This is a genomic window from Pimelobacter sp. 30-1 (assembly GCF_018831735.1).
In the GTDB taxonomy this organism is placed as follows: Bacteria; Actinomycetota; Actinomycetes; order Propionibacteriales; family Nocardioidaceae; genus Nocardioides.
In genome coordinates this window covers 81,415-95,966 of record NZ_NHTS01000002.1, presented here as the reverse complement: position 1 = coordinate 95,966, position 14,552 = coordinate 81,415, and the positions used below count along the sequence as shown (strand labels likewise).

Genomic DNA, 14,552 nt, shown 5'->3' with positions numbered 1-14,552 from the left:
GGAGCCGCCTTTGTGATCCTTCACAAGTGGACGACCTCACGCTCGACGGGCGACCCGTCGCGGACCTGCTGCGCACCCGGCGCCACCGCCTCGTCGACGAGGTGGTCGCCGAGATCGTCCGCCAGATCCCCGCGTACGCCGACCTGCCGCCGGACCTGCTGTCCGTCGACATCCGGGCCGTGGTCCGCGAGAACCTCGAGGCGTTCGAGGCCGGGCTGGTCGGCCGCGGCGCGGCCGAGAGCACGCTGGCGGCGGTCACCGCATCGGCGTACCGGCGGGCCGAGGAGGGCATCCCGCTGGGCCTGGTGCACCAGGCCTACCTGACCGGCGCGGCCACGGCCTGGGACACCGTCACCGCGGGCGCCGGCCCGGCCGACGGCGCGACGCTGCGCCGGATGGGGCGCGCGGTGCTCGACCACCTGGCCGACGTCCTGGTCCGGGTGGCCGGCGCCTACCTCGAGGAGCTGCGGATGAGCGGAGAGGAGAGCCAGTCGGTGCGGACCTCGCTGCTGACCGCGCTCCTGTCCGGCACCGACGTCCCCCAGGTCGCCGCCACCGTCGGCATCACCCTGCCCGAGAGCTATGTCGTCGTGGCGCTGCGCGTCGAGCCGCCCGGCCCCGGCGACCCGGCCGGGTCCGCGGCCGTCGCCGCGCGGCGCCGGCTGCGCGCCGTACGGGCCGCGCTCACCGACGACCGGGTCAACGTGCCGCTCTTCGAGCTCGACCCCCGCGGCGGGCTCCTCCTGCTGCCGCACACGCCCGGGGACGACCTGCCGCCGCCCGACATCGCGGCCCTGGTCGCACGGCTGAGCACGGCCACCGCGGCCGACGTCTGGGCCGGCCGCGCGGTGCGCCCGGTCGCCGAGGTGCCCGCGGCGCTGGACGAGGCGCGCGACGTCCTCGACCTCGTCGTCCGCACCGCGCGGCCGCCGGGCAGCTATGCCGTCGACGACGTCCTCCTCGACTACCAGCTCTCCCGTCCCGGACCGGTCACGGCGCTGCTGCGCGAGCGGCTCGCTCCCCTGGCCGAGCGGCCCGACCTCGTCGCCACGCTGCGCGCGCACCTGGCGACCGGCCAGAGCCGGCCGCGGACCGCGGCGGCCGTCAGCGTGCACCCCAACACCGTCGACTACCGGCTCCGGCGCATCCAGGACCTGGTCGGGCTCGACCCGTCCTCGGCCGACGACCTGGCCCTGCTCCGGGCCGGGCTGCTCCAGCTCGACGCGTGAGCGGGCACCTCGTGGTCCCCGTGCCTCCCACCCGTCGCACCCCATCGGCTCAACCGATGACTTGAGCCAAAAGGATTCGTTTGCCAGGTGACTCCAGGGGTCCGCACCATGGTGCTGCGCCTCACACTTGGAGTTGAAACCATGTCTGACCAGTCTGTCGTCGAGAAGCACACCATCGGCTACGTCCCACCCGAGGACCGCCATGGCAAGGTGCGTGACCTCTTCACGCTCTGGTTCGGGACGAACATCGCCCCGCTGCCCGTCGTGACCGGCGCCGCCGGTGTCACCGTGTTCGGGCTCGACCTGTTCTGGTGCCTCGTGGCCATCGTCGTCGGCCACCTCGTCGGCGGCATCTTCATGGCGCTGCACTCGGCCCAGGGGCCCCAGATGGGCATCCCCCAGATGATCCAGAGCCGCGGCCAGTTCGGCTCCTACGGCGCCCTGATCGTCGTCGTCATCGCCGCGGTGATGTACCTGGCGTTCTTCGCCTCCAACATCGTGCTCGCGGGCCAGTCGCTGCACGGAATCGCCGACCCGGTCCCGGTCTCGACCGGCATCATCCTCGGCGCGCTGGGCTCCGGGCTGATCTGCGTGATCGGCTACAAGTTCATCCACGCGCTCAACAAGATCGCCACCTGGGTCCTCGGCATCGGCATCGTGCTGGCCATCGGCGCGATCTTCGTGTCCGGCCTGCCCGGCGACTTCTGGAGCCGTGGCGGCTACACGACCGCCGGCTTCCTGGCGACGGTCTCGCTGGCCGCGCTGTGGCAGATCGCCTTCGCGCCCTACGTCTCGGACTACTCGCGCTACCTGCCGGCCGAGGTCGGCGTCCGGGCGACGTTCAACGCGACCTACCTGGGCTGCACGCTCGGCTCGATCCTGCCGTTCGCCTTCGGCGCGATCGTCGCCCTCGCGATGGTCCCTGGTACCGACGTGATGACCGGCGTGCGCGACACCACCGGCTCGCTCGGTACGCCGCTGCTCGTGCTGTTCCTGCTGTCGGTGATCAGCCACAACGCGCTCAACCTCTACGGCACGGTGCTCTCGATGATCACCTGCGTGCAGACCTTCGTCGCCCGCTGGATCCCGACCGCCCGCACCCGCGTGGTCCTGTCCGGCGTCGTGATGGCCGCGGCGGCGTACTTCGCGATCGGCGTCTCCGGCGACTTCATCTCGCACTTCGTCGACATCGTGCTCGCGCTGCTGGTCGTGCTCGTGCCGTGGACCGCGATCAACCTGATCGACTTCTACCTGATCCACCGCGGCAACTACGACCTCGACTCGATCTTCGCGGCCGACGGCGGCATCTACGGGCGGTTCAACCCGCAGGCGATCACGGCCTACGTGATCGGCATCCTCGTGCAGATCCCGTTCATGAACACCCCGCTCTACACCGGGCCGATCTCGGACAACCTCGGCGGCGCCGACCTGAGCTGGATCATCGGCCTGGTCGCCACCGGACCGGTCTACTACTTCCTGGCCCGCGGCCGGAAGCTCGCACCGAGCGAGCTGAGCGGTGCGGTGACCGCAGCCTGACGGGCCCCGCTCCGACGCCTACCGGCCTCCCGCGCGCCGGCGTACCTCACGCACCGAGGAACGCACGAACGCCTGCGCGCGGGAGGTCAGTCGTACGCCCTTCATCGAGGCCAGCACGATCTCGAGCGGCTCGACGGGGTCGGAGATCTCGAGGTTGACGACCTCCGCGCCGTCGTACGTCGTGCTGCTGGCCGGGCGCTGGTTGAGCACCGACCAGCCCTGGCCGTTGGCGACCATCGCGCGCACGGTCTCGAAGCCCCCCGAGCGGTGCCGGATCACCGGCCGTACGCCGGCCGTGGTCACCACCCGCTCCAGGTAGGGCCCGCTGTGGGGCAGGTCGAGCAGCACCATCGGCTCCTCGCCGAGCTCGGCCAGCGCGACCTTCTTGCGGCGCGCGAGCCGGTGCCCCTTGGCCACCAGCACGTAGGGCGCCGCGACGCCGATCCGGACGTGGTCGATGTCGTCGTCGAGGTCGTAGCCGTAGAGCAGCGCGAGCTCGCACCGCCCTGAGCGCAGGGCGTTCTTGAGGGCGGCGTGCTCGTCCTCGACGACCGAGATCCGGATGCCCGGGTGCTCGTCCTCGCACGCCGCGAGCAGCCGCGGCAGCTCGAACGGCCCGAGCGTGGTGAAGCAGCCGATGCTGAGGTCGCCGACGAGCGCCTGGCCCGCGGAGCGGGCGACCTCGGCGAGCTCGGTCGTGTGCACCAGGTAGCTGCGCAGCTCGCGGTAGAACTCCTCACCCGCGGCGGTGAGCGTCAGCCCGCGCGCGTGGTGGCGCAGGAGGAGCTGGACGCCGAGCTCCTTCTCCAGCTGCGCGACGGCGGTCGAGATCGCCGACTGCGAGACCATGAGCTGGCGCGACGCCGCCGTCATGCTGCCCTGCTCGGCCGCCGCGGCGAAGTAGCGCAGCTGCGTCAGGGTGAAGCCGACCTCCGCCATGGCGGACATCCTGCCGCACCGCGGCCGATCGTGCTCAGTCTCAGTGGTCGAGGTTGGCGAGCGTCTCGGGGCGCAGCAGCGCGTCGAGGACGTCGGCGTCCACGCCGCCCGTCGCCAGCGCGAGGTCGCGGACCACGCCCTCGCCGCCGAGCGCCGCCTTGGCGATCTCGGCCGACCGGGCGTAGCCCAGCAGCGGCGTGAGCGCCGTGGCCAGACCCGCGTTGCCGGCCGCGACCGCGGCGAGCTTGGTCGCGTCGACGGTGATGCCGTCGACGCAGAGCTCGCGCAGCGCGTCGAAGGCGGACGCCGTCCACGCGAAGCCCTGGAGCAGCCCGTGGCAGATCACCGGCTCGAACGCGTTGAGCTGGAGCTGACCGCCCTCGGCGGCCATCGTCACCGTGAGGTCGTTGCCGATCACCCAGAACGCGACCTGGTTGACCATCTCGGGGATCACCGGGTTGACCTTGCCGGGCATGATGCTCGACCCGGCCTGGCGGGCCGGGAGCTGGAGCTCGCCGAACCCCGCCTGCGGGCCGGACGACAGCAGCCGCAGGTCGTTGCAGATCTTCGAGGCCTTGACCACGACGCGCTTGAGCACGCCCGAGACCTGCACGAACGCGCCCGTGTCGCTGGTCGCCTCGACCAGGTCGCCGGCGCCGACGACGGGCCGGCCGGTGATCTCGGCGAGGTGCGCGACCGCGCGGCGGTGGTAGTCCGGGTGCGCGGTGATGCCGGTGCCGATCGCGGTGGCGCCGAGGTTGATCTCGCACAGCAGCCCGCGGGAGTCCTCGAGCCGGGCGAGCTCCTCGCGCAAGGTGGTCGCGAAGGCGCCCAGCTCCTGCCCCACCGTCATCGGTACGGCGTCCTGGAGCTGCGTGCGCCCGATCTTGGGGACCGTGCGGAACTCCTGCGCCTTCGCGGCGAACGCGTCGGCCAGGGCGCCGGTGGCGCCCGCGAGCCGGTCGATCGCCGGCAGCAGCGCCAGCCGGACCGCCGTCGGGTAGACGTCGTTGGTCGACTGGCAGCGGTTGACGTGGTCGAGCGGGTGGATCTCGTCGTACGCGCCGCGGGGCAGGCCGAGGATCTCCAGCGCCCGGTTGGCGATCACCTCGTTGGCGTTCATGTTGGTCGAGGTGCCGGCGCCGCCCTGGATGACGTCGACGACGAAGTGCTCGTCGAGGGCTCCGGCGCGGACCTCCTGGGCGGCGGCCGCGACGGCGTCGTACCGGCGGTCGTCGAGGAGGCCGAGCTCGTGGTTGGCGCGGGCCGCGGCGAGCTTGACCGCGCCGAGCGCGGCGACGAGCTCGCGGTGCGCGCCCACGGGCGTGCCGCTGATCGGGAAGTTGGCCAGCGCGCGGGCGGTGTGGACGCCCCAGTAGGCGCCGGCCGGGACGTCGTACGGGCCGAGGGAGTCGTGCTCGGTGCGGGTCGCGGCGCTCATCGGGCGGCGTTCCCCGCGACGTCCAGCGCGGTCCAGGCGAGCGCGGTCGCGGCGTCGAGGAGCGCCTTCTCGGCGTCCCCGCCCACGCAGTGCGCGGCGAACTCGGGCTGGTGGTTGAGCGCGGTGCCCGAGTTGATGCCGATGTAGGGGTGGATCGCGTCGACGACCTGCGAGACGTTGCCCATGTCGGTGGAGGCCCGGTTCATCCGGCGTGCGGGGGTGCCGGGGTCGAAGACCCGGCCGAGCTCGGTGGCGTTGCGCTTGTAGGCGTCGAGCGCCGGCTGGAAGGTGCGGAACTCCGCATAGGGCTTGCTCTCCGGCGTCACCTCGAGCGTCGCGCCGGTGGCCAGCGCGCCCGCCTCGAAGCAGCGCCAGACCTTGTCCTCGGACTCGGCGAGCTGGGCGAGCGACTCGGCCCGGACGTACCAACGCCCCTCGGTGCGGGCGGGGATCGCGTTGGGCGCCTCTCCCCCGTTGGTCATCACGCCGTGCACGCGCACCGTCGGCGGGAGCTGCTGGCGCATCAGGCCGATCGCCACCTGGGCGATGGTGAACGCGTCGGCAGCGTTGATCCCCTGCTCCGGGTACGCCGCCGCGTGGGCCGCCTTGCCGCGGTACTCCACGTGCGAGTGGGACACCGCGAACGGCTCCGCCTCGGCGACGTCGACCGGCGCCGGGTGGGCCATCATCGCCAGGTCCAGGCCCTGGAAGGCGCCGCGCTCCAGCAGCTCGATCTTGCCGCCGCCGCCCTCCTCGGCCGGGGTGCCGAAGACCTCGATCGTCAGGCCCGCGGCATCGGCCAGCGGGGCCAGCGCCCGGGCGGCACCGACGGTGATCGCGGAGATGAGGTTGTGGCCGCAGGCGTGGCCCAGGCCCGGCAGGGCGTCGTACTCGGCGCAGAGGCCGAGGCGGAACGGGCCGCTGCCGATGGTGGCGTGGAACGCCGTCTCCAGGCCGAGGTAGGCCGGCGTGACGTCGTACCCGGACTCGGCGAGGGCCTCCGCGACCCAACGTGAGGCGTTGTGCTCCTCCCACCCGGTCTCGGGGTGGGCGTGCAGCTGCTCGGAGAGCCGGATGAGGCGCTCGGCGTCGGAGCTGATCGTGGTGGCGGCGGCCTGCTTGGTCATGGGGTCACTCGTCTCCGGGGACGCCGTACGAGGGGGCGGTGGTGGGGTCGATCCCGCGCGTGACGTAGTCGTCGCGCTGCGGGAGCCAGACCTCCAGCAGCTCGCGGAGCTGCTCGATGGGCGTGTCGCTCCAGTCGACGCGCAGGTCGGTGACCCGCCAGTCGACGTCCCGGACGACGGACAGGCCCGCCGAGCGGACCGGTCCGGCCTCGCCGCCGGCGGCCAGCCCGGCCTCCAGCGCGGCGAGCAGCCGCTCCTCGAGCTCGCCGGTGGCGGCCGCGAAGCCCGCCGCGACGGCGTCGACGACGCCCGTACCGGCCAGCAGGTTGCCGGCCGCGACCACCTGGTCGGCGACGACGTGGTGGTGGACGCCGAGCGACCCGGTGCCCGAGTACGCGGCGCCCCGGCCGTCGAGGGAGAGCACGGTGAGCTGGCGGTGCTCGACGTGCTCGCGGCCCTCGGTGACGGCGGCGAGGGCCGCCCGCGCGTCGAGGCCGCTCTGCAGGGCGTCGAGGAGCGCCGTACCGAGGCGGGGGTCGGTGATGTTCTGCGACGACGCCCCACCCACACCGGGGCGCAGGTGGATGCACCGCGCGGCCACGGCCGGGCTCGACGAGGTCACCGCGATGCCGACGGCACCGGTGCCGTCGGTCGCCAGCACGGAGAAGGTCACTGCGCGTCCTCGGAGATCACGGCGATCGCGTCGACCTCGACGAGCCACTCGGGCCGGGCGAGCGCGGAGACGACGATGCCCGTCGAGATCGGGTGGACGCCCTTGGTCCAGCGCCCGATCGTCCGGTAGACGGTCTCGCGGTAGCGCGGGTCGATGATGTAGATCGTCAGCTTGACCAGGTGCTCCATCCGGGCCCCGGCCTCCTCGAGCAGCATCTTGATGTTCGCCATCGCCTGCTCGGTCTGCGCCTCGACATCCCCGATCCCCACCGACTCACTGGTGTCGAGGTCCTGCCCGATCTGCCCCCGCACGTAGACGGTGTTCCCCGCGACCACGGCCTGGCACAGGTCGTTGTCGAGGTTCTGCTCCGGATAGGTGACGCTGGTGTTGAACGGACGGATGCGGGTGTGCCCGCCGACGACGATGCTCATGCCCCCAGTCCACTCCACCCCACCCCATGTGTCCAACAGATCTTTCCCACAACCCCCATCTGTTTCCCCAATCCAACCCCCGCCGAAGTAGCAGGGTTCCGGCCCCGAGGGCGCAGGGCTTCCGGGCCGAAGTCGCAGGTCTTCGGCGTCGAGGTCGCGGACTACCCGGCGCGCCCGCACCCTGCACCCTCGGCGCCGACCTCTCACCACCTCGACGGGGGAAGCCTGCGCCCTCGGGCCCGGAACCCTGCGCCCTCGGCGGGGGGAAGGTGCGCTTTCGGTTGGATCAGGAGAATCGATGTAGTGGTCCCACAACATCTGTTGGACAGAGGGAGCGGGGAGGCCCAGGATCGAGGGAGAGCACATCACGAGGTGTGCCGAGCTTCCGGCAGCAGTGCCGTTCGAGAGGGAGGTTGGGATGTCGAGCGAAGAGATCGAGGTCCTCGTCGTCGGCGCCGGGCAGGCCGGGGTGGCGATGAGCGAGCACCTGAGCGACAACGGCGTGCCGCACCTCGTGCTGGAGCGTGACCGGATCGCGGAGCGCTGGCGGACCGGGCGGTGGGACTCGCTGGTCGCCAACGGCCCAGCCTGGCACGACCGGTTCCCGGGGATGGAGTTCCCGGACGTCGACCCCGACGGGTTCGCCGGCAAGGACCAGGTCGCCGCCTACTTCGAGGCGTACGCCGGCAAGATCGCCGCGCCCGTCCGCACCGGCGTCGAGGTCACCTCGGTGACCCGCCACGAGGGTCGCCCCGGGTTCCGGGTCGAGACGTCCGAGGGCACGATCGACGCCCGCTTCGTGGTCGCCGCGACGGGCCCGTTCCAGCGTCCCGTCTTCCCGCCGATCGTGCCCGAGGGTGCGGTCGCGACCCAGATCCACTCCAGCGACTACCGCAACCCGGACCAGCTGCCCGAGGGCGGCGTCCTCGTGGTCGGCGCCGGCTCGTCCGGCGTCCAGATCGCCGACGAGCTGCAGCGCTCGGGCCGCGAGGTCTACCTCTCGGTCGGGCCGCACGACCGGCCGCCGCGGAGCTACCGCGGCCGCGACTTCTGCTGGTGGCTCGGCGTCCTGGACCTGTGGGACCTGGAGACCCCGGCCGCCGGCGCCGAGCACGTCACGATCGCCGTCAGCGGCGCGCGCGGCGGGCACACGGTCGACTTCCGGGCGCTCGGCCGCCAGGGCGTGAACCTCGTGGGCATGACCGACACGTACGACGACGGCGTGCTCTCGTTCCGTACCGACCTCGCCGCCAACGTCGCCGCCGGCGACGCCAACCTGTTCGCGCTGCTCGACCAGGCCGACGCCTACATCGAGCGCAACGGCCTCGACCTGTCCGAGGAGCCCGAGGCCCGCGTCCTCGGCGCCGACCCCGCGTGCCTCACCGACCCGACCCTCACGCTCGACCTGGCCACCGCCGGCATCACCTCGATCGTGTGGGCCACCGGCTTCGCGGTCGACTACTCCTGGCTCCAGGTCGACGCCTTCGACGAGACCGGCAAGCCGGCCCACCGTCGGGGCATCTCGACCGAGCCGGGCGTCTACTTCGTCGGCCTGCCCTGGCTCTCCCGCCGCGGCTCGAGCTTCATCTGGGGCGTGTGGCACGACGCCAAGCACGTCGCGGGGCACATCGCGACCCGCCGCAGCTACCTGACGTACGACGCCGAGCAGCGCGCCAACATGCGGGTCGCACCCTGACGCGGAGCCGCGCCACCGCGGCGACGATGGGCGGATGCGAGCCAGAGCGCTGTCGTCCGCCCTCGTCGCCGCCCTGCTGCTCCTGGTCGCTCCCCTAGCAAGCGCCGCCGCGCCCACGGCGCCGGCAACCCAGGCGGCCGGAACCGGCACGATCAGCGGCACGGTCACCGTCCCCCACGGGTACGACGTCCGCGCGGTGCGGATCCTCGCCACCCCCGCGGGCACCCCCACCGGCGTCGTCGGCGCGCCGGGCACCTGGGTGCGCCCCGACGGGACGTTCGACCTGACCGGGCTCGCCCCCGGCCCGTACAACGTCGCTTTCGGGACCTACTGGTCCGACATGAACCCGTGCTCCTCCAGCCGGGACCGCTGGTGGACCGCGCCGGGCCAAGCGACCGGCATCTGCACGAACGACGTCCTCACCGGCGCGGGCGTGGTCACCGTGACCGACGCCGGCGTGACCGATCTCGGCACCACGCCCGTCCTGACCGCCTTCACTCCCTACCGCTTCGGCGGCCGCGTGGTCGCGGCACCCGGCCGCACCACCGCCGGCCTGCGGGCCGAGGTCTGGCACGAGGGCGACGGGATCTGGAACATCCCCGGCGGCTGGTACCGCCTCACCGGCGTCCCGGCCCAGGTCCTCGACGCGACCGGGACGTTCGGGTTCGACCTCGTCGACCCGCTGGGCAGCAACCGGCTCGCGATCCGGTTCGTCGACGCCGCCGGCCAGGGGTACGCCTTCTCGTTCGGCACCGGCGGGCTCACCGTCGCGACGCCCGGGGCGAGCGGCGCCGACTTCGGCACCGGATCGACCGGACTGCTGGCGGTCCCCTGGGCGCGCACGGCCGACATCGACACCGGAGCCCTGCAGCTCAAGCTGCCGGTCGGCTACACCAGCGGCGGCGTCACGCTGTCGGGCGCGCACGAGTGGGGCCGGACCCTGACCGCGCACTCCACCGTCGTCTGGTCCGATCCCGCGGTCGGCACCGACTTCCAGTGGTACCGCAACGGCGTCGCCATCGACGGCGCCGTCGGGCCGTCGTACGTGCTCGACGGCCTGGACGACGGCTGGGAGGCGGGGATCAGCGCCCGCGCCGTGCCCGCCGGCCCCTGGGCCTCGACCGGCCCTCCGGCCGACTCGGCCGTCGCGGTCATCGAGAACACGACCCCCTACAGCGCGGCTCCGCCGTCGGTCTCCGGCCGCGCCGAGTACGGCGCGCGGCTGACCGCGAGCCTCGGCACCTGGCGGCCGAGCGCGGGCGAGCTGACCTACCGCTACCAGTGGTTCCGCGGTACGACGGCGATCCCCGGCGCCACGACCGCGGCCTACACCCCCGGCCTGAGCGACCTCGGCCGGCGGCTCTCGGTCGCGGTGACCGCCGAGCACGACCCGTGGTTCGCCGGGCCGGCCACCGCCCGGTCGGCGCTCACCCCGGCGGTCGCCCCGGCCCCGATGCCCGCCTCGTGGGTCCGGCGCTGGCCGGCCCGCTCCGGATCCCCCCGGGTGGGGCGCACCGTCCGTGTGGGGCGGCCGGTGCTCTCCGCCGCGGGGCTGGCGCAGCGCCCCACCACCACCTTCCAGTGGTACGCCGGCCAGCGCGCCCTCCCCCGCGCCACCACCCCGCGGCTGCGGATCACCCGCGCCCTGCGCGGGAAGGTGGTCACGGTAGTGGTGACGGTTCGCAAGCCCGGCTACGAGCCGCGCAGCCGCACCGTCCGGCTCGGCCGCGCCCGCTGACCGGCCGGGCCGGGCGGGACCGGACCGGACCGACCGACCGCAACGCAGATGCGCCCGGTACGGCGGCAGTCCCCTGCCGCCGTACCGGGCGCGACCCAGCCGGCAGAGTTGCGCCTCACGCCAGCTGGGTGACCTCCCGCCGGAACGGCACCTCGTCGTTCGAGGGCAGCACGGCGTCGAACTCCTCGGCGGCACGGCGGCCGCTCCACACGGCGGCGGCGATGGTGCCGGGCGCCCAGGCGTCGCCGATCCCCCGCACCGACGCGATCTCCCCGGCCTCGCGTCGCGCGACCAGGTCGAGGTAGAGCTCCTCGCGCGGCAGCCGCGCGGTGACCATCACGACCGCGTCGCACTCCAGGTCGCGCTCGATGCTCGCGTAGGTGTCGCGGACCGTGACGCCACCGGCTCCGACGGACACGACCGCGTGGTCGGTGACCCGCGCGATGCCGTTCTCGATGAGCCGGCGCTGGATCCGGTTGACCTCGAAGGTGTTGTTGGTCCACGACGAGACCTGCGATGCCGGGGTGACGATCGAGACGTCGTAGCCCTTCTGCGCGAGCAGCTCGGCGACGACCCCGCCCAGGTAGTAGTGGTCGTCGTCGTAGACGACGACCTTCTTGCCGTCGGGCAGCCGCCCGGCGAACAGGTCGTCCGGTCCGAGCACCTGAATGCCCTCGGCGATCGGCAGCGCGGTGGTGTGGAAGCGCGCGACGCCGTCGGTGCGCCAGGTGGCGCCGGTCGCGGTGATCACGTGCTCGAAGCCGAACTCGACGATGTCGTCGGCGCTCATCGGGCTCTCGCGGTAGATCTCCACGTTGGGCAGCTCGGCGAGCACGGCCTCGCGGTACTCCTTGACCCGGCCCCACGCGGAGAGCCCCGGCAGTGCGGACTCCTGGGTCACCCGGCCGCCCAGGTCGCGACCGGCCTCGGCGAGCACGACGTCGTACCCGCGGACGCCGAGGGCGCGCGCGGCCTCCAGCCCGGAGGGACCGGCGCCGACGACGAGGACGCGGGCGTCGCTCTCCTTGGCCCGGATGCGCTCGGGGTGCCAGCCGCGGCGCCACTCCTCGCCCATGCTGGGGTTCTGGGTGCAGCGGATCGGCGACATGGTGAGGTCGCCGGAGACGCAGATGTTGCAGCCGATGCACTCGCGGATCAGGTTGAGCCGGCCGTCGCGGATCTTGTTGGGCAGGAACGGGTCGGCGATCGAGGGCCGGGCCGCACCGATCAGGTCGAGGATGCCCGCCTTGATCTGGCGCACCATCGCGTCGGGCGAGGTGAACCGGCCGACGCCGACGACCGGCTTGGTGGTGAGCTTCTTGAGTCCGGCGACGAACTCCTCCTGGCGGCCCTCGGGGGCGAAGCGGGAGGTGACCGAGTCGCCCTCCCAGCTGCCCATCGCGAAGTCCCAGAGGTCGGGCAGCTCGCCGAGCTCGCGCAGCACGCCCTCGATGTCCTCGCGGGTGATGCCGCCGTCGATCTCCTCCTCGACCGTGATCCGGCACGCGACCGCGGCCCGGCCGGCGCACTCCTCGAGGGTGTCCTCGAGCAGCTCCTTGAGCAGCCGCATGCGGTTCTCGAGCGAGCCGCCGTACTCGTCGGTGCGCTGGTTGTAGCGCTTCGAGAGGAAGTGGTGGACGCCGCTGTAGCCGTGCGCACCGTAGACGTAGACGATGTCGTAACCCGCCTCGATCGAGCGCCGTACGGCGTTGCGGTGCCAGCGCCGCAGGTCGTCGATGTCCTGCTTGGTCATCGCCCGCGCCTGGATCGGCGCGATGGTGTCGGGTGCGACCGGCAGGTGGCCGGGCCCGAGCGGGGTCTCGCGGCTGAGCTGGTTGGGCGCGTTCATGCCGTTGTGCGCGAGCTCGATCCCGGCCAGGCCGCCACCCTCGTGGATCGCGTCGGCGATCCGCTTGAGCGCGGGCAGGTCCTGGTCGTCCCAGATCCGCAGCTCGATGAACGGCGCGATGTCGGAGGTCGCGTGGATCTCGACCTGCTCGGTGCACACGACCGACCAGCCGCCCTCGGCCTTGATCTTGCGCATCGAGGCCTGCGCGCTCGGGTCGCGGTAGCCCATGCCGTTGCAGTGCGGCACCTGGTAGAAGCGGTTCTTCGTCGTGAACGGGCCGATCTGCACCGGCTCGAACAGGACGTCGTACGGCGCGGCCACGGTGGGCTGCTCGGTCATCGGGTCGCCTCCTGGGCGGGTTCGGTCGGGTCGTCGTGGGTGTCGAGCGAGCGGGCCTGGGCGCGCACGGGCCGGCCGAGCGCGTAGCCGACGGCGCAGAGCACTATCAGGCAGGCAAGGGTGCCGAGCGTGAACGTCTCGAAGGTGCCCTGGCTGACGCCCCAGATCTCGCGGAAGTCGTAGTCCTCGCCGAAGAGCCGCTCCAGCGTGCCCGGGAAGACCGCGACCCACGAGCCGAGCACGATCCAGGCGAACGCCACCCAGCCGAGCAGCGCGAAGCCGCGGTCGGAGACGGGCACCCGGAAGGGCCGCGGGCGGTCAGGGTAGCGGGTGCGCAGCCGGATGGCGGCCGGGATCACCAGCAGGTAGCTCAGCAGGAACGTCGAGATGGAGATGGTGAGCACCACGCCGAAGATCGAGGCGCCCGAGCCGGTCACCTGCATCGCGACGAGCATGAAGGTCGTCGAGACCACACCGGAGAGCAGGTTGACCCGGACCGGTGTACCGAGGCCGGGGTGGAAGCGGCCGAAGAAGCCGCCGAAGAAGGCGCCGTCGGCGGCCGTCATCGCCTGCATCCGGTCGGAAATGATCATCCACGCCGCACCCTGGCTCATCAGGATGTAGACGAAGGCGATCGCGGTGATCTTGAGCAGCACGTCGGCCGCGCCGCCGTAGACCGAGTAGACCGTGCCCACGGCGTCGAGCAGGCCGCCGATGCCGGTGATGTCGTCCTTGGGGACGACGAGCAGGATCGCGAAGATCGGCACCAGGTAGCAGACCGCGGCGGTCGCGCAGGAGCGGAAGATCGAGACTGGTACGTCGCGCGCCGGGTTCTCCATCTCGCCCGCGGCACTGTTGGACGACTCGAAGCCGAGGTAGGCGAACAGCAGGATCGGCACCGAGCCGAACAGGCCGAGCAGCGTGGGGCTGAAGTCGCCGGCGCTGAGCCCGACGACGCCGTTCTTGGCGGCGTAGATGATCGTGGTCAGCACGAAGAAGGCGAGCAGGCCCACCTTGAGCAGCGCACCGCTGGTCGGCAGCCACTTGCCCTTGGCCAGGCTGGCGATCGCGGCGAGCACGGTGATCCAGATGAAGACGATCTTGAACACGTAGTCGGCGAACGAGCCGTGCTCCAGCGGCGAGATGTAGACGCTCACCGTCTCGGCGGCGAGGAACGCCATCGAGCCACCGACCCAGACGGGCTGGGTGATCCAGGTGAGGATCGCCGCGACGGCCGCGGCCGGGCGGCCGAAGGCGTCGCGGACCCAGGTGTAGGCCCCGCCCTCCTCGCTGAAGGCGGCGCCGGTCTCGGCGAAGATCAGGCCGTAGGGCACGAGGAAGAACACCGCGAGCACGAGCGCCCAGGTGAACGCCTCGGCGCCGAACGTCGACACCTGGCCGAGGGTCTCGAGACCGACGACGGCGGCGATGAGCAGGAAGACGATGTCGAAGCGCCGCAGCGTCTTGTGCAGCAGCGCCTGCTGCTCCGCGGCGAGCGCGGTCGGTTGGTTGGTCTGCGTCATGGTGTGCGTGTCCCTTGGGGCGTGGTGGTGG

Annotated in this window: 11 protein-coding genes; 4 read left to right on the top strand and 7 right to left on the bottom strand. The window is 72.5% G+C overall.

Features of this window, described 5'->3' with window-relative positions; genetic code table 11:
* Nucleotides 1-26: 26 nt before the first annotated feature.
* Both CCO04_RS29650 and CCO04_RS04875 read left to right on the top strand, forming a co-directional pair.
* Nucleotides 27-1,229, top strand: coding sequence for a CdaR family transcriptional regulator (locus CCO04_RS29650; RefSeq protein ID WP_215812997.1), 1,203 nt, complete (start codon nt 27-29; stop codon nt 1,227-1,229).
* A 141-nt stretch (nt 1,230-1,370) separates the two neighbouring features.
* Nucleotides 1,371-2,765: a cytosine permease gene (locus tag CCO04_RS04875; RefSeq protein WP_215812996.1), complete on the top strand. Its 1,395-nt coding sequence runs from the start codon at nt 1,371-1,373 to the stop codon at nt 2,763-2,765.
* An 18-nt stretch (nt 2,766-2,783) separates the two neighbouring features.
* On the opposite strand, the gene CCO04_RS04870 is transcribed toward CCO04_RS04875, so the two are convergent.
* Genes CCO04_RS04870 through CCO04_RS04850 form a run of 5 tightly spaced genes read right to left on the bottom strand, consistent with a single transcriptional unit; the run spans nt 2,784 to nt 7,376 of the window.
* Complete coding sequence (locus CCO04_RS04870) at nt 2,784-3,704, bottom strand: LysR family transcriptional regulator (protein WP_215812995.1); 921 nt, start codon at nt 3,702-3,704, stop codon at nt 2,784-2,786.
* 40 nt (nt 3,705-3,744) lie between these two features.
* Nucleotides 3,745-5,145, bottom strand: coding sequence for an aspartate ammonia-lyase (locus CCO04_RS04865; protein WP_215812994.1), 1,401 nt, complete (start codon nt 5,143-5,145; stop codon nt 3,745-3,747).
* Complete coding sequence (locus CCO04_RS04860; RefSeq protein WP_215812993.1) at nt 5,142-6,272, bottom strand: M20 family metallopeptidase; 1,131 nt, start codon at nt 6,270-6,272, stop codon at nt 5,142-5,144. Before CCO04_RS04860 ends, CCO04_RS04865 begins: the two co-directional genes overlap by 4 nt.
* Nucleotides 6,273-6,276: 4 nt before the next feature.
* Complete coding sequence (locus CCO04_RS04855; protein ID WP_215812992.1) at nt 6,277-6,945, bottom strand: DUF1028 domain-containing protein; 669 nt, start codon at nt 6,943-6,945, stop codon at nt 6,277-6,279.
* Nucleotides 6,942-7,376, bottom strand: coding sequence for a RidA family protein (locus CCO04_RS04850; RefSeq protein ID WP_038679670.1), 435 nt, complete (start codon nt 7,374-7,376; stop codon nt 6,942-6,944). Before CCO04_RS04850 ends, CCO04_RS04855 begins: the two co-directional genes overlap by 4 nt.
* A gap of 418 nt (nt 7,377-7,794) precedes the next feature.
* Here CCO04_RS04850 and CCO04_RS04845 point away from each other — a divergent pair, with 418 nt between their 5' ends.
* Together CCO04_RS04845 and CCO04_RS04840 are read left to right on the top strand one after the other, a co-directional pair.
* Entirely contained in the window at nt 7,795-9,072 is a 1,278-nt protein-coding gene (locus tag CCO04_RS04845; RefSeq protein ID WP_215812991.1) for an NAD(P)/FAD-dependent oxidoreductase, read from the top strand.
* Nucleotides 9,073-9,106: 34 nt separating this feature from the next.
* Nucleotides 9,107-10,810, top strand: coding sequence for a carboxypeptidase-like regulatory domain-containing protein (locus CCO04_RS04840; RefSeq protein ID WP_215812990.1), 1,704 nt, complete (start codon nt 9,107-9,109; stop codon nt 10,808-10,810).
* Between the two features lie 115 nt (nt 10,811-10,925).
* Here CCO04_RS04840 and CCO04_RS04835 read toward each other — a convergent pair whose 3' ends face one another.
* Nucleotides 10,926-12,998 carry an FAD-dependent oxidoreductase gene (locus CCO04_RS04835; protein ID WP_215812989.1) on the bottom strand — a complete coding sequence of 691 codons (2,073 nt, stop codon included), beginning with the start codon at nt 12,996-12,998 and terminating at the stop codon, nt 10,926-10,928.
* Entirely contained in the window at nt 12,995-14,521 is a 1,527-nt protein-coding gene (locus CCO04_RS04830) for an APC family permease (RefSeq protein ID WP_215812988.1), read from the bottom strand. The genes CCO04_RS04835 and CCO04_RS04830 overlap by 4 nt, the downstream gene beginning before the upstream one ends.
* Between the last annotated feature and the right edge of the window lie 31 nt (nt 14,522-14,552).

Coding starts and splice junctions, on each gene's coding strand:
- CCO04_RS04875 (WP_215812996.1), top strand. CDS start 1,371: ATGTCTGACCAGTCTGTCGTCGAGAAGCACACCATCGGCTACGTCCCA.
- CCO04_RS04870 (WP_215812995.1), bottom strand. CDS start 3,704: ATGGCGGAGGTCGGCTTCACCCTGACGCAGCTGCGCTACTTCGCCGCG.
- CCO04_RS04865 (WP_215812994.1), bottom strand. CDS start 5,145: ATGAGCGCCGCGACCCGCACCGAGCACGACTCCCTCGGCCCGTACGAC.
- CCO04_RS04860 (WP_215812993.1), bottom strand. CDS start 6,272: ATGACCAAGCAGGCCGCCGCCACCACGATCAGCTCCGACGCCGAGCGC.
- CCO04_RS04850 (WP_038679670.1), bottom strand. CDS start 7,376: ATGAGCATCGTCGTCGGCGGGCACACCCGCATCCGTCCGTTCAACACC.
- CCO04_RS04845 (WP_215812991.1), top strand. CDS start 7,795: ATGTCGAGCGAAGAGATCGAGGTCCTCGTCGTCGGCGCCGGGCAGGCC.
- CCO04_RS04840 (WP_215812990.1), top strand. CDS start 9,107: ATGCGAGCCAGAGCGCTGTCGTCCGCCCTCGTCGCCGCCCTGCTGCTC.
- CCO04_RS04835 (WP_215812989.1), bottom strand. CDS start 12,998: ATGACCGAGCAGCCCACCGTGGCCGCGCCGTACGACGTCCTGTTCGAG.
- CCO04_RS04830 (WP_215812988.1), bottom strand. CDS start 14,521: ATGACGCAGACCAACCAACCGACCGCGCTCGCCGCGGAGCAGCAGGCG.